The organism is Rhodanobacter sp. UC4448_H15 (assembly GCF_052978265.1).
On the sequence record NZ_CM129665.1, the window covers coordinates 1,016,383 to 1,033,479 of the forward strand.

General features: G+C 67.6%; 14 protein-coding genes and 1 CRISPR repeat array (1 of these 15 only partly in view). Of the genes, 5 read left to right on the forward strand and 9 right to left on the reverse strand.

Annotated elements, in window-relative coordinates; translation table 11 throughout:
* The 8 genes from ACVCMI_RS04555 to ACVCMI_RS04590 all read right to left on the reverse strand — a co-directional run bounded on the left by ACVCMI_RS04555 (window position 1) and on the right by ACVCMI_RS04590 (window position 5,617).
* Window positions 1-420 carry a hypothetical protein gene (locus ACVCMI_RS04555; protein WP_447097279.1) on the reverse strand — a complete coding sequence of 140 codons (420 nt, stop codon included), beginning with the start codon at window positions 418-420 and terminating at the stop codon, window positions 1-3.
* 3 nt (window positions 421-423) lie between these two features.
* Window positions 424-744 (reverse strand): hypothetical protein, encoded by a 321-nt coding sequence (locus tag ACVCMI_RS04560; RefSeq protein ID WP_447097278.1) that lies wholly within the window; start codon window positions 742-744, stop codon window positions 424-426.
* Window positions 741-1,112 carry a hypothetical protein gene (locus ACVCMI_RS04565; protein ID WP_447097277.1) on the reverse strand — a complete coding sequence of 124 codons (372 nt, stop codon included), beginning with the start codon at window positions 1,110-1,112 and terminating at the stop codon, window positions 741-743. The genes ACVCMI_RS04560 and ACVCMI_RS04565 overlap by 4 nt, the downstream gene beginning before the upstream one ends.
* A gap of 9 nt (window positions 1,113-1,121) precedes the next feature.
* Window positions 1,122-1,433, reverse strand: coding sequence for a hypothetical protein (locus ACVCMI_RS04570; protein ID WP_447097276.1), 312 nt, complete (start codon window positions 1,431-1,433; stop codon window positions 1,122-1,124).
* Window positions 1,430-2,398, reverse strand: coding sequence for an AAA family ATPase (locus ACVCMI_RS04575; RefSeq protein WP_447097275.1), 969 nt, complete (start codon window positions 2,396-2,398; stop codon window positions 1,430-1,432). The genes ACVCMI_RS04570 and ACVCMI_RS04575 overlap by 4 nt, the downstream gene beginning before the upstream one ends.
* A 72-nt stretch (window positions 2,399-2,470) precedes the next feature.
* Window positions 2,471-4,429 carry a transposase domain-containing protein gene (locus ACVCMI_RS04580; RefSeq protein WP_447097274.1) on the reverse strand — a complete coding sequence of 653 codons (1,959 nt, stop codon included), beginning with the start codon at window positions 4,427-4,429 and terminating at the stop codon, window positions 2,471-2,473.
* Entirely contained in the window at window positions 4,429-4,878 is a 450-nt protein-coding gene (locus ACVCMI_RS04585; RefSeq protein WP_447097273.1) for a hypothetical protein, read from the reverse strand. Before ACVCMI_RS04585 ends, ACVCMI_RS04580 begins: the two co-directional genes overlap by 1 nt.
* 382 nt (window positions 4,879-5,260) lie before the next feature.
* A complete protein-coding gene (locus ACVCMI_RS04590) occupies window positions 5,261-5,617 on the reverse strand; it encodes a helix-turn-helix domain-containing protein (RefSeq protein WP_447097272.1) in 357 nt (118 codons plus the stop codon).
* A gap of 223 nt (window positions 5,618-5,840) precedes the next feature.
* On the opposite strand from ACVCMI_RS04590, the gene ACVCMI_RS04595 reads away from it, so the two are divergent.
* On the forward strand, window positions 5,841-6,242 hold the full coding sequence (locus ACVCMI_RS04595) for a helix-turn-helix domain-containing protein (RefSeq protein WP_447097271.1): 402 nt from the start codon (window positions 5,841-5,843) through the stop codon (window positions 6,240-6,242).
* 25 nt (window positions 6,243-6,267) lie between these two features.
* Window positions 6,268-6,585, forward strand: coding sequence for a hypothetical protein (locus tag ACVCMI_RS04600; RefSeq protein ID WP_447097270.1), 318 nt, complete (start codon window positions 6,268-6,270; stop codon window positions 6,583-6,585).
* Window positions 6,586-7,236: 651 nt separating this feature from the next.
* On the opposite strand, the gene ACVCMI_RS04605 is transcribed toward ACVCMI_RS04600, so the two are convergent.
* Entirely contained in the window at window positions 7,237-7,701 is a 465-nt protein-coding gene (locus tag ACVCMI_RS04605) for a c-type cytochrome (protein ID WP_395121332.1), read from the reverse strand.
* Between the two features lie 503 nt (window positions 7,702-8,204).
* Between ACVCMI_RS04605 and ACVCMI_RS04610 the strand changes: the two genes are divergently transcribed.
* The 3 genes from ACVCMI_RS04610 to ACVCMI_RS04620 all read left to right on the forward strand — a co-directional run bounded on the left by ACVCMI_RS04610 (window position 8,205) and on the right by ACVCMI_RS04620 (window position 16,047).
* Complete coding sequence (locus ACVCMI_RS04610) at window positions 8,205-9,422, forward strand: efflux RND transporter periplasmic adaptor subunit (RefSeq protein WP_395116293.1); 1,218 nt, start codon at window positions 8,205-8,207, stop codon at window positions 9,420-9,422.
* A gap of 84 nt (window positions 9,423-9,506) precedes the next feature.
* Complete coding sequence (locus tag ACVCMI_RS04615; RefSeq protein ID WP_447097269.1) at window positions 9,507-12,746, forward strand: efflux RND transporter permease subunit; 3,240 nt, start codon at window positions 9,507-9,509, stop codon at window positions 12,744-12,746.
* A 160-nt stretch (window positions 12,747-12,906) separates the two neighbouring features.
* Window positions 12,907-16,047: an efflux RND transporter permease subunit gene (locus ACVCMI_RS04620; RefSeq protein WP_447097268.1), complete on the forward strand. Its 3,141-nt coding sequence runs from the start codon at window positions 12,907-12,909 to the stop codon at window positions 16,045-16,047.
* Window positions 16,048-16,135: 88 nt separating this feature from the next.
* A CRISPR array of direct repeats spans window positions 16,136-17,097; the repeat unit is 28 nt; unit sequence TTTCTGAGCTGCCTGCGCGGCAGCGAAC; it runs 7,769 nt beyond the window's last position.

Genomic DNA, 17,097 nt, shown 5'->3' on the forward strand with positions numbered 1-17,097 from the left:
TCAGCCCTCCATGACCAGGTGATTGATATCGACGCCACCGGTGCGGCCCTCGATCTTCACGACCACGGCGCCGTGGCCCAGCGTCCAGGCTTCGGAGCGAGTCTTCGTCTTGAGGTGTTCGCTGTCCCCAGCGACCGGGTAGTAGCGGCATGGCGTGCCGACCGGATACTGGGCGGTGAATGCATCGGCAGTCAGGTCGGGTTCGATCGCTGCGACGCGATAGTGGACGGTGAAGACGGTCGTCGCATCGGCGTCCCTCGTGAACGCCACCTTGGACCCCACCTTTAGCCGCTTGGGGTGCAGCACTGTGGCGCCGCACCAGAAGGTCGCCTGGAACGGCAGGCAATCCACCACGACGCCGTTGTTGTCGAGCTGCCAGGTGAGGAAGTCCTGGCCGTGATCCTCGAAAGTGATGCGCATGGCTCAGCCCTCCCGCTGCAGCAGCACGTGCGCTTCGCGCTCGATCCACTGCACCTGGCAGCCCAGCACCGGCGCGACGCGGACAACCTCGCGGTACCGCCCGTTCACGCGGGTGATGTGCATGGAGCCTTTCAGCCATTCGCCCGGCTGGTCGATCTCGATCACGACATGGTCGGGGCGGATGGTGACCTGCTGCACGGTGCAGCCGTGCAGGTGCAGGTAGCGGATGGCCTTGGCGGCCTTGTCCACCGCGCGCATGGCCGCGACGGACTGGGTGCGCAAACGCAGTTGGATGGACTCTCGAATGTCGTTCAAAACGCTCATGAGGCTTGCTCCAGGGGCAGCCCCAGCTGCCCGCGCAGGTCCGGCAGGGCGACGCGCTTCATCGCGCACACCTGGCGGAGGGATGTCATGGCCCGGTCGTGCAGGAAACTGCACGTCCGGTCGAGCTCGGTGTCGCTGGCAGCGAGGTAGTAGCCGTGGGCCGGGTTGGCGCAGATGCGGTGGCCGGCCGTGCGCAGCGCCTCGATCACGGTGCGCAGGCGGCGTAGGTCGGCGGCACTGCGCCGGCCGGTGATCGCCAGCACCAGCTGCTCGGCGGTGGCGCCGGAGGCTTCGCCGACACAGTTCTGCAGAGCGGCCAGAACGGTGTCGGGCGTCAGATCGTTGCTGCGGAACAGTTCGGCTTGCATGGCGCTACCTCACAGGCGGCTGGGCGGGTCGGCGGCGGCCACCGGATGCAGGTACTCGATGCGCGCCTCGCCCTCGTCGAGGCTGATCGGGCGGAACCCGGTCTGCGGTACGTCGGTGACCTCGCTCAGGGCCAGCGCCACCAGCGCAGCCGCGTCGAAGATCACCAGGCGCCGGGTGGCGCTCTCGTACACGCCGACGCGGAGATCCGGCGTCTTGAGCTTGTAGACGTCGCAGCCGTTGTGGTTGGTCAGCAGCTCGGCCTGCGTAGCGACCAGGAACGCCGCATCACCGCTCAGCACGGTGGTGGCCAGGCCGGTCACTTGGCACCGTCCATCGAGCCAAGCTCGGTAGCGGCGGCGCGCACGTCTTCGCAGCACACGCCGCGGCCTTCGGCGGCGGCGTACATGCTGGCCAGGCGCAGGGTCTTGGTGAGCGTGCGCAGGGCGCCGGGGCCGCGGGCCACGGCGATCAGGGTGGCGTGGCACTTGGCGTCGACGATGCCCCACGCCTTGATCAGCGCGACGATGTCGGCCTCGGTGCTCTGCTGCAGGCGCAGGCGCTTGCCGATGCGGCTGTACAGGCGATCCAGCTGCTGGGCATTGCGCCCGCCGGCCATGCGCGCGAACACGCCGTCATTGCCGACGAAAGCCAGGCCGATGCCGGTGGCGTCGTGGATGCTGCGCAGCTCGTCGAGCGCCTGCACGGACAGGTGCTGCGACTCGTCGATGATCAGCAGGCCGTGGGTGTCGCGCACGCGGCGCTCGATGCGTTTGTTCATCGCCCGCGCGCCGCCGCTGGAATCCAGCCCCAGCGCCTCGCAGACCTCCTGCAGGGCGGTGACCACGCCGGACGTGCTGGGCGTCATGGTGGCGATCCACACGCTGGGGCTGCTGGTGCGGTAGTGCTGGCAACTGGCGGTCTTGCCGACGCCGGCGTTGCCGTAGGCGATGGCGATGTCGCCCGCCATCTGTGCGTACGCCAGGGCGCCGAGCACGCGGCCGCTGGTGGGCGTGCTGATGTAGCCGGGCGCGACCGGCATGGCGCTGCCGGCGGCGCGGCGGGCCATGTCGGCCTCCAGCCACAGCCGCATCTTGCCGTCGATGCCTTCGTTGTCGCCCTGGTACTTGCCGGCCAGCCACTGGTTGAGGGTGGCCGCGCTGATGCCGGCCTCCTTCGACACGATGACCTGGCTCATGCGCTTGTCGCGCGCCATGCACGCCTGCACCTGGTCGCGGAGGTCGGCGTCGCCCTGATAGATTGATCGTACGGTTGCGGTATCGCTCATGATCTAGCCCCTTGGGTTGTGGTGGTGCTGCTACCTAGTCGCGGCGGTGCTCGTAACACCGCCGCGGCGTCTTTAAATCTGTTCCGCCTTCATTTGCTGGGCCCGCTGGAACATCAACACGTCCAGCGAGCTGGGCCCTTCGGTGCCGGTGGACGCGGCGCGCGGCGCGGGCGCTTCCGGCTTCTTGCCATGCAGCCCGAACACCGGCGCGATCACGCCGGCCGGGACGGTGTCCGGTGGCGTCATGTCCGGCAGCTGGGCCGCGACGGCGGCGGCATCCATGAGCTGCTCGGCGGCGAGCATGTCCTTGGCGGCGCGCTTGTATTGCTTCTTGCCACGGGCGTGCTCGCGTGCCGCATTGACGTCGGCGAAGCCGACCGCCGCGACGCACTCGGCGCCGGCGATGTAGGTGCCGTCCAGCGCGTAGACGTGGGCCACGCCCTGCAGGTGCCACGGATCCACGCGCAGCACGACCTTGCGGCCGGCGTGCTCGCTCAGCGCCTCGGTCCAGTAGCGGTTACCGGCCAGGCGCACGCTGCCGTCGATCGGGCTGGCGGTAACGGCCTCGGCGGCGAGCAGCAGCTGGCGCAGCTGTTCCTCGCTGACCTTGCGCACGGTGATGCGCGCGTAGCTCTCGGCGAACGCCTGGTCAAAGCTGCGGCCGGCGCAGGATTTCAACTGCCGGCCGGTGCGCGCGTTGTGCGCGTGGATCTCGCTGTTCACCACGCGCTCGAACTCGGCCCACTCGATCGCGCGGCTACCGTAGTTCTCCGGCTTGTTGGCCACGTTGTTGCCGACGTAGGCACCGGCGAACGCCGGGTGGCGCGCGATGCGGTCGCAGAAGTCACGCCACATGCGCTCGATCGGCTTGGCCTGGCCGTGGTACGGCGTGACCCAGTGGACGTTGTCGGCGCCGACCAGGCCGGTGATCAGGCCGGTGGGGTCTTCCTCGCGGATCTTGAAGCGGTAGCGGTTGGGTGTGCCGCCGGTCATCCACTTGCTGGCGAACGCGCGGCCGTTGTCCAGGTACACGCTGCCGGGTACGCCGTAAGTGCGCACCATGTCGCCGAAGCTGAGCCGCACCATGTCGCTGTTTTCGTGGTCGCCCAGGCGCCACGCCAGCAGCTTGCCGCGGCCCAGGTCCTGCCAGCCGAGGATGCACGGCCGACCGATGCTGCCATCGGGGAACCGCACGTTGATGTCCCAGCGGTGGCCGTCGGCGTTGACGCCTTCGAGCGCCTCCAGCATGGAGCGGTCGCGCTCCTGCGCCGGGTAGGTTTTCGCCAGCGCTTCCTCTCCCTCGCGGGCCAGTACTCGCACGGCGCGCGGCAGTTCGCGCATGACACGCCGGGTGAAGGTCTTGAGGCTCGGCAACTCCCAGCCGCGCGTGTCGGCGATGCGCTGCAGGCGGTCATAGCAACTGCTGGCGGTGGGCTGCTCCTGGCGCAGGTAGTCCGCCTTGAACAGCTCCCAGGCGTCCGGCTCGATCTCGACGGTGGTGGTGCGGCCGCTGTAGTGCGGCAACAGCAGCGCGAGCCAATCCTTGCGGTCGGCGTGCGCCACATCCTGCTGCCAGCGGCCGATGCTGGCGGCACTGCCGCCGCGCACGCCGTCGCGCTGGAGCTGGGCGGCGATGATCTCGCGCGCCTGCATTAGCGACGTGCCGCCGCGCACCAGCGCGCTGACGGCGTCGAGCGCCTGCAGGCGCAGGGCCGCCACGTCTTTCATGGCTTGCTTGGACTGGTCGAAGCGCTGCCACACGGTGGCCAGGCGAGCCTCGCTCGGCGCCAGCGTGTTGCGGGCGCGGACCGGGCGCGGTGGACGCTCGCGCAAGAGCAGCGCGGCTTGAGTGATCGCCGGCAAGCTGGCAAACGAGTATTCGTTCCCGCCGCCGCGGCCGCTGCGCGCGCGCGCCTGCCAACCTTCGCGCTTGGCTCGACTCGTGATGTTCTGCGGCGTGCTCGGCAGGCCAGCCAGACCCACCAGGTCGGCTGCGGCGTACCAGCGCTCGTGGACAGTGCCGTCGGCCATCAGCGGACCCTCCGGCGCAGCTCTTTCAGGTCGCGCATGCGTGCGTCCGCCAGGTCACGCTCGCGCATGAGCCGTCCGATCTCGGCGTCTATCGTTTCGGCGCCGACGCTCATGCGCCCGCCGTGCACGCCCACGTGCCAGGCGGCCAGCGGCGTGCTGCTGCAGACGATCTCCAGCACCGGTGCCAGCCACAGCGGGCAGTTGAACTCCTCGCGGGCCGGCGCGGTGTAGCCGTCGAGCATGTTCTTGGTCACGTCTTTGCCGGTCAGCCGGCTGGCGCGCGCGGCCACTTCGTGGCGGTCCATGCCCGAGTTGTGGGCGACCGCCAGCATGGCGGAGATCAGCTCGCTGACCACCGGGCGGAAGTCCAGAGACCCAGGCGCGGTGCCGACAGGTTGCGGGATCTCGAACAGATCACCGGAGGCCGCCCCTACGGCCCGGCGAGTCACAGAAGTTCTCCCAGCGGCTGCCAGCGACTGCGATCGGAAAGCATGGCGACCCTGCGGACAATGATGGCGCCGGTGGCATCGCAGCACAGGTAACGCTCGTCTGCGAGGCACCAGAACACGCGCCATGTCGTGCCGCGAACCGCTGGACCGATGGCGTGCCGGTTGTACAACACGGCGTCCAAGGGGAATGGTTGTGCGCTCGCGCTGGGGAGATACGACATCGCCGATGCGCGGCAACGCGCCACTGCGACCGCCGCAACGCGGCAAGCCAGCTCACGCACTGCAGGAAATGGAAACGGGGTTTTCGCGAGACGCGACGCGGGGCACTCTCCGGCTGATCCCCGCCCGTTTGCCCGGGCCAGGCGGTAAAGGGCGGCCATGTCTAGCGGCCCGAAGGGTTTTGTGGATTGCCGCTGCGCGCCACGGTGGTAGCCTTGGACACGATGCGGATATGTTCCGGGCGCATGGGCTTCATGCCACGCGCCCGGTTGGAGGTTCCGTCGGCGTTGTAGCGGGTTGGCCAGATCACCTGGGGCTTGATGCCCAGGGCTTCCGCGATCAGCTGCTCGGCCTTCGGGTACGGTTGGGCAAGAGCCTTCGCGAGAGAGGTCCGGCTGGCGTAGCCGTGGAACAATGCGAGCTGCTGCAGCGACCAGCCTTTCTTGCGGAGGGCGGCGACGACGTCGGCAGCGTGCCAGTCGATTACGACTGGCTTTTTTTGAGCCGTGGCGATGGACATGTGGCGCGTTTCCCCTTGGTGATATTTGCGACGTAGATAGTACGCATATCCGCGGCACTGTCAAGCGGATGCGCGGCATTCAAGTTCGTTCGCGGCGGCATATGCGCGGCACTCTTACTAAACCAGTGATTTACATGGATATTTCGTTATGTTGAATGCTGGAAGCGAACTTGAACGCGCCAGCCAAGTTCCAGCGCCGGAACTTGAACGCCGCATATCCGCGTTGATCAAGCTGTTCGACAGCCGCGCGGAAGCGGCCAGGGTGGCCGGGATGTCCACGGACCAGCTCGCTCGCTATGAAAAGGGAGGCACACCGTCATTCCGGCCCTTGGTCAAGCTGGCCGCCGCGAAGGGCGTTCGCCTGGAATGGCTCGCCACTGGCGATGGGGAGATGTACGCCCAGGAGGTCAGGGAAGCGCCCGCGCAATGGTCAACAGACGAGGCTTCGCAGTCCGTGAGACTTGACGAGCTGACGATGGCGTTGCAGCTGGCCGCTGATGCACTCGGCGAGAAGGAACTGCCCCCGGCCAAGCACGCCGAGCTCGTTTCCCTGATCTACGAACTGCTCATCGAAGGGCTGCCGGAGGCCCGGGTGCTTCACTTCGCGCGCGCATTCGCGGCGTGATTCCACTACCTACAGGGGGTAGACCATGCTTGAAGGGAAAGTGACAAGGGTCCGTCAGCTGCTGCAGGAAGCGACGGTTCAGACCCCGCCCAGGTCCGCGGCGTGGCTGCGTAGCGGCCCGCTCGGCACGGTCCGGCGCAAGGGCCTCATTTCAGACGCCAGGCTGTTGGCCGCGCGCTACTCGCTCCAGGAGCACCTGGAGAATTTCGTCTATTCGGCCGGCTGCGAGGCGATCACGGGCCTGGACCTGCCACAACTGGAGCAACTGGTCGCCACACTCGCCCGCCAGGGCGCGGCCCTCGACGCCGCCTGCGATCCGCCTTGCGCGCCGCCCGCCCGCTAACTTGTTGCAGACAACGTTCAAAAGCGTTGCTGGCAACACTTTTAAACGCCCCTCAAAGACGCATGAAGCCGGCACACACGCCGGCTTCATTTCGCAAACCTAATGTCTCTGGCCCTTTTTTCAGCCCCATTTCGCAAACCTGCGATATGGCGCGACTGCTACGGCGAAACGCCCCTAAACCCGCGCCGTTGTTGGCTTTCGTCCCGTTCCATCCCGCTATAATCCGCCATGTCCCGATTCCTCAAACCCCGTGTCCCTGCACACCAATCCGCTGGATACCGCGCTGCCGGTACTGGTGGCGCGGCAGGAGGAGTTGCAGCGGCGGTTCGAAGTGTTTTTTCCGGAGTTGCGGGGGTTTGTGGCGGGGTGGATGGAGGGGCAGGGTGATGGGGGTGTGGGAGCGAAACCTGGTTTCCTTCTCCCCTCGGGAGAAGGTGCCCGGAGGGCGGATGAGGGTGCGTGAGGAGTGTGATGGTTCATGCTGCGTCGAACGCTCAAGGCCCTTCACCCGCGAGTACGCACAGGGCCGGGAACCCTCTCCCCAACCCTCTCACCCGCAAGGGGACTCCCTTTTGTCGCCGCAGGGAGAGGGGGCGAACGAAAACGCCGCCCGGAGGGCGGCGTTTATCTTGAACTTCATTGAAGCCGAAATTACTTCGCCTGATCGACGATCCAGTGCACGGCGGCGGTGACCTGCTCGTCGGTGAGCGCGGGATTGCCGCCCTTGGGCGGCATGAAATTGCCGTCGGGGCCGTGGTAGCCCTCGATCGCATGCTTGACCAGCACGTCGATGCCCTGCTTGATGCGTGGGCCCCACATGGCCTTGTCGCCGAGCTTCGGCGCGCCGGCGATGCCGGCCGTATGGCAACTGGTGCACAGGTGGTCGTAGATTTCCTTGCCGTCGGTGGTGCCGCCGTAGGCCACCTGGGAGGCGGCGGCCTTGGCGGCCTGGTCGGCGGCGGCCTGCATGGCGGCACGGCCGGTGTCGCCGGCATAGACGGCGCCGGCGGGGGCGAGCCGTGCGGCGACCGTGGCCGGGTGGTTCGGATTGGTTTCCTTGGGCTCGCTGTTGTTGATCGCCAGCGCGGACAACACAAGGATCACGGTAAGAACCATCAGCGCGCCGATGGTCAGCGAGAACTGACGCAGGAAGCCCTGGTCGGATTTGCTAAGGGGACCGCTCACGCACGTACTCCTGTCAGTGGGCGGGCTTGGACCGCCTTGTTGCCTTACCGTCACGCCGGAATCGCGAAACCGCCGCAGCCGCCAGGGTCGAAAACCTCGATGCACCCCAACCCCTGCTGCCGGTGTCCGGATCGCGCCCTCGGGGGCGCGCTGGCGACCAGTCCGGTATTATAAACGAAGCGCCCGACAAGTTTCAGGGTGACCGATCGGGTGTATGCCGATGCGGTGCCCGGAACGTTGTGCACACGGCCCGGTCCCATGTGCGGCGGGGCGCAAAACCCTGCCATCGGTCATGCCCCACCCCTGTCGACCGGCATTGTTCAAAGCGGTTGCCGTCCACCTATGCTTTGTCCATGGGGGCGCGTCTGCCCACGTGGTGCCTGCGGCAGCGGCCTTCCCCGGTTGCTCGCCCCGGTTCAATCCAGGAGTTCCACATGTCGCGTTTTTGGAAGATCGCGTTGATCGTGCTGGCGGTGGTCGTGATCGCCGTGGTCGGCATCCGCATGTTGCACAAGCCGGGCGATGGCGCGGCGAAGGGCGCCAACGGCAAGGGCGGCGACGCGCCGCCGGTGCCGGTGACCGTGGTGCCGGTGGTCAAGCAGAACGTGCCGGTGTACCTGACGGCGCTGGGCACGGTGCAGGCGCTCAACACGGTGACGGTGATCCCGCAGGTGTCCGGGCGGCTGCTCAGCATCGAGTTCACCGAAGGACAGCCGGTGAAGCAGGGCCAGGTGCTGGCGCGCATCGACCCGCGCACCTTCCAGGCCAACTATGACCAGGCGGTCAGCCGGCGCAAGCAGGATCAATCCCTGCTGGCCACGGCGCGCAGCAACTACCAGCGCTCGCAGGACCCCAAGTACAGCCAGTACGTGGCCAAGATCGACCAGGTCACGCAGAAGAACACCGTGGCCCAGTACGAGGCGGCCGTGGCGGCCGACGAGGCCGCGATCCGCGACGCCAAGGTGCAGCTCGACTACACCGAGATCCGCTCGCCGATCGACGGCCTGGCCGGTATCCGCGCGGTGGACCCGGGCAACGTGGTGACCACCTCCAGTGCGATCGTCACGCTGACCCAGCTGCACCCGATCAACGTGATGTTTACCTTGCCGGAGCAGAACCTGGACATGGTGCGCAGCGCGGCGCAGGGCGGCAAGCCACTGGAGGTCACCGCGCTCGATCGCGTCGACGCCCATCCGATCGCCAGCGGCGGCGTGCTCAAGGTGATCGACAACCAGATCGACACCAGCACCGGCACGTTCCGCCTGAAGTCGGAGTTTTCCAACGAGCACGACGAGTTGTGGCCGGGCCAGTTCGTCAACGTGCGGCTGCTGGTGAACACCGTCGACGGCGGCCTGGTGATCCCCTCGCAGGGCGTGCAGCGCGGGCCGGACGGCGATTATGTCTACCTCGTGCAGGGCGACAACACGGTCAAGATGCAGTCGATCGTGGTGGCCGGCGAAGTCGGCGACAGCCACGTGATGGTCGGCAGCGGGCTCAAGGTCGGCGACAAGGTGGTGACCGAAGGCCAGTTCCGGCTCAAGCCCGGCAGCAAGGTCAACCCGCTCAAGCCGGGCGAAGTGCCGGCCGCGCCCACCGCGGCGGAATTGCAGAAGTCCAGGCAGGACAACAAGGGTGGCCGCGGTCGTCACTGATGTCCGCGTGAGCCCGCGGCGTTGCCGCGGGCTGGCGCGCGTCTCGAACGCGGCAACTGCCGCCCCACTTCGTCACGGATAGTCATGGGCTTCTCCACCCTCTTCATTCGCCGCCCGATCGCCACTTCGCTGCTGATGGTGGCGGTGCTGCTGCTCGGTATCCTGGGCTTTCGCCAGTTGCCGGTGTCGGCGCTGCCGGAGATCGAGGCGCCCAGCCTGGTGGTGACCACGCAGTATCCGGGTGCCAGCGCCACCACCATGGCGACGCTGATCACCACGCCGCTGGAGCGCAACCTGGGGCAGATCTCCGGGCTCAGCATGATGAGTTCGGACTCCTCCGCGGGCCTGTCGACGATCGTGCTGCAGTTCAACATGGGCCGCGACATCGACATCGCCGCGCAGGACGTGCAGGCGGCGATCAACCAGGCCAAGGGCACGCTGCCGGGCAACCTGCCGTATCCGCCGGTGTACAACCGGGTCAATCCGGCCGATGCGCCGATCCTCACCCTGGCGCTGCAGTCGGACAGCCGCCCGCTGCGCGACGTCAACGACCTGGCCGACTCGATCCTGGCGCAGAAGCTGTCGCAGGTGCAGGGCGTGGGCCTGGTCTCGATCGCCGGCAACGTGCGCCCGGCCGTGCGCATCCAGGTCAACCCGGCGCAACTGGCCAATCTCGGCCTGACCATGGAGGACGTGCGCAGCGCACTGACCCAGGCCAACGTCAACGCGCCCAAGGGCACGCTGAACGGCAAGACGCAGAGCTACTCGATCGGCACCAACGACCAGTTGGCCGATGCCGAGCAGTACAAGAGCACCATCATCAGCTACCGCGGCAACGCGCCGGTGCGGCTGTCCGACGTGGCCAGGGTGGTCGACGGCGTGGAGAACGACCAGCTCGCCGCGTGGGCCAACGGCAAGCCGGCGGTACTGCTGGACGTGCGCCGCCAGCCCGGCGCCAACATCGTGCAGACGGTGGAGCAGATCCGCCGCATCCTGCCCGAGCTGCGCAACGCGCTGCCGGCCGACGTGCACCTGGACGTGTTCGCCGACCGCACGGTGACCATCCGCGCCTCGGTGCACGACGTGGAGTTCACCCTGATCCTCACCGTGTTCCTGGTGGTGGGCGTGATCTTCGTGTTCCTGCGCCGGCTGTGGGCCACCATCATTCCGGCCACCGCGGTGCCGCTGTCGCTGCTGGGCACGTTCGGCGTGATGAGTTTCACCGGCATGTCGCTGGACAATCTCTCGCTGATGGCGCTGACGGTGGCCACCGGCTTCGTGGTCGACGATGCGATCGTGATGATCGAAAACATCGTGCGCTACATCGAACAGGGCAAGAGCGGCAAGGAGGCGGCCGAGATCGGCGCGAAGGAGATCGGCTTCACCGTGCTGTCGCTGACCGTGTCGCTGGTGGCGGTGTTCCTGCCGCTGCTGCTGATGCCCGGTGTCACCGGCCGGTTGTTCCACGAGTTCGCCTGGGTGCTGACCATCGCGGTGAGCATCTCGATGCTGGTCTCGCTGACGCTGACGCCGATGATGTGCGCCTACCTGCTCAAGCCCGACCAGCTGCCGGAAGGCGACGACGCGCACGAGCGCCACGCCGCCGCCGGCAGGCGCACCGTGTGGGCGCGCACCGTGCACGTGTACGAGAATTCGCTGGACTGGGTGCTCGACCACCAGCGCCTGACCATGCTGGTGGCCGGCGCCGCGGTGGTGCTGACCGTGTTCCTGTACATCGCCATCCCCAAGGGCCTGCTGCCCGAGCAGGACACCGGCCTGATCACCGGCGTGGTGCAGGCCGACGACAACATTGCGTTTCCGGCGATGGAGCAGCGCACCAAGGCAGTGGCCGAGGCGTTGCGCAAGGACCCGGCGGTGGCCGGCGTGGCGGCGTTCATCGGCGCCGGCACGATCAACCCCACCTTGAACCAGGGCCAGCTCAGCATCGTGCTGAAGGATCGCGGCGACCGCGACGGCTTGGACCAGCTGCTGCCGCGGCTGCAGCAGAGCGTGGCCGACATCCCCGGCGTGGCGCTGTACCTGAAACCGGTGCAGGACGTGACCCTGGACAGCACCGTGTCGGCCACCGAATACCAGTACGCGCTGTCCCAGGTGGACTCCGCCGAGCTGGCCAAGTACGCCGACCAGATGACCCGCGCCATGCGCCAGCGGCCGGAGCTGGCGGACGTCAGCAACAACCTGGCCGACCGCGGCAACGCGCTCAAGCTGACCATCGATCGCGAGAAGGCCAGCCGCATGGGCGTGCCGGTGCAGACCATCGACGACACCTTGTACGACGCCTTTGGCCAGCGCCAGATCTCCACCATCTTCACCCAGCTCAACCAGTACCGCGTGGTGCTGGAGGTGGCGCCGGAGTTCCGCAACAGCAGCGACCTGCTCAACAAGCTCACCGTGCGCGGCAACGGCTCCGGCGCGCTGACCGGCAGCAACGCCACCAGCTTCGGCCAGGTGAAGTCGAGCAACTCGGCCACCCCCAGCGGCATCGGCAACACCGGCAACATCGGCATCGCGCTGGGCGGCGGCGGCACCATCCCGCTGTCCTCGCTGGCCAATGCCGAGGTCACCAGCGCACCGCTGGTGGTCAGCCACCAGCAGCAGCTGCCGGCGGTGACGCTGTCGTTCAACGTGGCGCCGGGCTATTCGCTGTCCGACGCGGTGTCGGCGATCCACCAGATCAACGCGGAGCTGAACTTCCCGCCACAGGTGCGCGGCCAGTTCATCGGCAAGGCCGCCGAGTTCAACTCCTCGCTGGGCGACGAGGTGCTGTTGCTGCTGGCCGCGATCGTGGTGATCTACATCGTGCTGGGCGTGCTGTACGAGAGCTACATCCACCCGCTGACGATCATCTCCACCCTGCCGCCGGCTGGCGTGGGCGCGCTGCTGGCACTGATGATGTTCGGCATGAGCCTGTCGGTGGACGGCATCGTGGGCATCGTGCTCTTGATCGGCATCGTCAAGAAGAACGCGATCATGATGATCGACTTCGCGATCGAGGCGCGCCGCACCGGCCTCAACGCGCATGACGCGATCCGCCGCGCCTGCCTGCTGCGCTTCCGCCCGATCATGATGACCACCGCGGCGGCGATGCTCGGCGCCTTGCCGCTGGCGCTGGGCACCGGCATCGGCTCGGAGCTGCGCCGGCCGCTGGGCGTGTCGATCGTCGGCGGCCTGCTGCTGTCGCAGCTGGTGACGCTGTACACCACGCCCGTGATCTACCTGTACATGGAGCGTTTCTCCGACTGGCTCGCCGCACGCCGGGAACGGCGTGCGCTGGAACATGCACGGGCCGACGGCACGGCGTGACCTCGATCGCTTCCCTTTGCCCCTGCCCGCGCAATGCCGGCAGGGGTTTTTCCTTTTCGCGTCCCGATCAACCGTTTTGCCGCTGGTGCGTTGAGGGTGGGATGATTCGCCTGGATCCCGCCCGGCATCGTGCCGCCTGCACCACGGTCGTGTTTCCCGCATGAATGTCTCCGGCTCCTTCATCCGCCGTCCGATCGGCACCAGCTTGCTCGCGATCGGCCTGTTCGTCGGCGGCATGATCTGCTACTTCCTGCTCGGCGTGTCGGCGCTGCCGAACATGCAGTTCCCGGCGATCTTCGTGCAGGCCAGCCAGGCCGGCGCCGACGCCAGCACCATGGCCTCCACCGTGGCCGCGCCGCTGGAACGGCACCTGGGCCAGGTCCCCGGCATCGAGACGATGCGCTCGTCCAGTTCGGAAGGGCGCACCTTCGTCTTCATGATGTTCCGCAACGGCACCGACCTGGGTTCGGCCGCGCGCGACGTGCAGGCGGCGATCAACGCGGCCGCGCCGGACCTGCCCAGCGGCCTCAACGGCGCGCCCAGCTACCAGAAGGCCAATCCCAACGACGACCCGGTGATCGCCTTCGCGCTGACCTCCGACACGCAGGCCGCGGGCGATCTCTACAACGTCGCCGACACCTTGCTGGCGCAGCGCCTGCGCCAGTTGCCGGGTGTCTCGTCGGTGGAGATCGCCGGCGCTTCGACCCCGGCGATCCGCGTCGACGTGAACCTGCGCGCGCTCAACGCGATGGGCCTGTCGCCGGACCAGCTGCGCAACGCCTTGCGCGCGGCCAACGTGACCTCGCCGGAAGGCTTCCTCAGCGACGGCAAGACGCGCATGGCGGTGGCCGCCACCACCTCGCTGCACAGCGCCGCGGACTTCGCGAAACTGGTGGTGGCCAGCCACGATGGCACGCCGGTGCGCCTCGCCGACGTGGCGAACGTCTACGCCGGTACCGAGGACGCCTACCAGGCGGCGTGGTTCGGCGGCCAGCCGGCGGTGCTGATGTACGTGTACAAGAAGGCCGACGCCAACGTCATCTCCACCGTGGACCTGGTCAAGGCGCAACTGCCGGCGCTGCGCACGTTCCTGCAGCCAGGCACCCGGCTCACCCCGTTCTTCGACGGCACGCCAACCATCCGCGCCTCGCTGCATGAGGTACAGGCGACCTTGCTGATCTCGCTGGCGATGGTGGTGCTGACCATGGCGCTGTTCCTGCGTCGTCTCGCACCCACGCTGATCGCCGCGGTGGCGGTGCCGCTGTCGCTGGCCGGTGCGTTCGTGGCGATGTACATCCTCGACTACACGCTCAACAACCTCACCCTGCTGGCGCTGGTGATCGCGATCGGGTTCGTGGTGGACGACGCGATCGTGGTGATCGAGAACATCATTCGCCACATCGACGACGGCATGACGCGCATGCAGGCCACCCTGGCCGGCGCGCGCGAGATCGGCTTCACCATCGTCTCGATCACCGCCTCGCTGGTGGCGGTGTTCATCCCGCTGCTGTTCGCCGGCGGCATCACCGGCATGTTCATGCACGAGTTCGCGGTGACCCTGGTGGCGGCGATCGTGGTGTCGGCCGCGGTGTCGCTGACGCTCACGCCGGCGCTGTGCGGGCGTTTCCTCGGCGGCCATCGCGCACGCGAGGCCAGCGCCGGGCCCGAGCGCAGCCACGTGCTGGACCGCTTCCACGCCCGCATGCTCGGCGTGTACCGGCGGGCGCTGGATTTCTCGCTGCGCCACGTGCTGGCCTTCTCGCTGACGCCCCTGGTGCTGATCGTCGCCACGTTCTACCTGTTCACCGTGGTCAAGACCGGTCTGTTCCCGCAGCAGGACACCGGCCTGATCTGGGGCCGCGCCACCTCCAGCGCCACGGTATCGTTCGACGAGAGCCGGCAGCGGCTGGAGCGGCTCACCGCGATGCTGCTGGCCGACCCGGACGTGGCCACGGTGGGCACGCGCCTGGGCAGCAGCCGCCAGGGTGCCAGCGGCTCGTTCAACATCGACCTCAAGACGCGCAGCGAAGGGCGCACCGACGACACCTTCACCGTGCTGGCCCGGTTGAGCGCCAAGGCCGCGAAGTATCCCGACCTGCACCTGCGCCTGCGCGCCGTGCAGGACCTGCCCAGCGGCGGTGGCGGCGGCACCAGCCAGGGCGCGCAATACCAGGTCTCGCTGCAGGGCAACGACCTCGCCACGCTGCAACTGTGGCTGCCGCGACTGGTGGCCGAGCTGAAGAAGAACCCGCTGCTGCGCGACGTCGGCAGCGACGTGGAGGAGGGCGGCCTGCGCCAGAACATCGTGATCGATCGCGACACCGCGGCGCGGCTCGGGGTGTCCATCGGCGCCATCGACGGCGCGCTTTACGACGCCTTCGGCCAGCGCCAGGTGTCGACCATCTACTCGGACATCAACCAGTACAGCGTGGTGGTCAACGCGCTGCCCGCGCAGACCGCCACGCCGGACGCGCTCAATCGCGTATACGTGAAATCGAACCAGGGCCAGATGGTGCCGATCACCGCGTTCGCCCGCCAGGAATCCGGCCTGGCGCCGTCGCAGATCACCCACCAGAACCAGTTCACCACGATGGACCTGAGCTTCAACCTCGCGCCCGGGGTGAGCATGGGCCAGGCGATGCAGGTGATCCAGGCCACCGTGGGCAACATGCGCATGCCCGGCGACATCAAGCTCAACATGGGCGGGGATTTCCGCCGCTTCCAGGAGTCGCAGAGTGGCATGCTGTGGCTGGTGCTGGCCGCGATCGTCACCGTCTACATCGTGCTTGGCATGCTGTACGAGAGCCTGATCCACCCCGTCACCATCCTTTCCACGCTGCCGGCGGCAGGTGTCGGCGCGTTGCTGGCACTGTGGCTGACCGACACCGAGTTGTCGGTGGTGGCGCAGATCGCGCTGGTGCTGTTGATCGGCATCGTCAAGAAGAACGCGATCATGATGATCGACTTCGCCCTGGTCGCCCAGCGCGAACACCACAAGCCGCCGCTGGAGGCCGTGCGCGAAGCCTGCCTGGTGCGCTTCCGCCCGATCATGATGACCACCATGGTTGCCATCCTCGCCGCGCTGCCGATCGCCATCGGCCTGGGCGAAGGCAGCGAACTGCGCCGCCCGCTCGGCATCGCCCTGATCGGCGGCCTGCTGATCTCGCAAAGCCTCACCCTGCTCAGCACCCCGGCGCTGTACGTGGTGTTCTCCTGCCTGGCCGAACGGCGCAAGGCGTGGAGCGCGCGCCGGCGCGAGCGCAAGCTGGCACGGCGTCGTCAGGTTGTTGCCGGGACCTGATGGTTTCGCCCCTGCATTGTGCAATGCGGACGGTGGGCTGCCTGCGCGCCACGAACTGGGCACGAAGGTCGGGGGCGCGGCGGGTTTCTTTCTGAGCTGCCTGCGCGGCAGCGAACAACGCGGCCTGCTGCGGATCGACGCCGGTGCTTTTCTGAGCTGCCTGCGCGGCAGCGAACCATGGATGGTGCGAAGCGTCAGATCTGCGCGCTTTCTGAGCTGCCTGCGCGGCAGCGAACCTCGGTGAACTTCCCGGCGACGACCTTGCCCATTTCTGAGCTGCCTGCGCGGCAGCGAACGCCATCCCGTCGCCGCATCAGGTGGCCTTCGATTTCTGAGCTGCCTGCGCGGCAGCGAACAGAAACGCGCACCACCGCGCCGGTGTTCTCGATTTTCTGAGCTGCCTGCGCGGCAGCGAACGCACGATGGTATCGCCCGCGACGCCATACGGTTTTCTGAGCTGCCTGCGCGGCAGCGAACATTCGCATCAGCCACCTGTCGCACATCGACAATTTCTGAGCTGCCTGCGCGGCAGCGAACGCTGGCCTTGTCCAGCGCCTGCAGCAGCACTTTTTCTGAGCTGCCTGCGCGGCAGCGAACGCGGATGCTGCGCGCGGCCACGTCGGCGTCCATTTCTGAGCCGCCTGCGCGGCAGCGAACATCAGCGCGACCTATTGACACGGATTGCCGAATTTCTGAGCTGCCTGCGCGGCAGCGAACGCCATGTCGAGCGGCGTGGCGGCGGGCTTGGCTTTCTGAGCTGCCTGCGCGGCAGCGAACGAAACCACGCTCACGGCCGTCAACGGCCTGCATTTCTGAGCTGCCTGCGCGGCAGCGAACGGAGGACGCATTCCCGGTATTGCGTCGGGGCTTTTCTGAGCTGCCTGCGCGGCAGCGAACCCGGGGTCGGGCGGGAGGATGAACGCCTGGGCTTTCTGAGCTGCCTGCGCGGCAGCGAACGATTCGCCGTCTAATCAGGTGTTATGCCTCGCTTTCTGAGCTGCCTGCGCGGCAGCGAACTTCATTCTCCGTAGGGCAGCGCCCTAACTATCT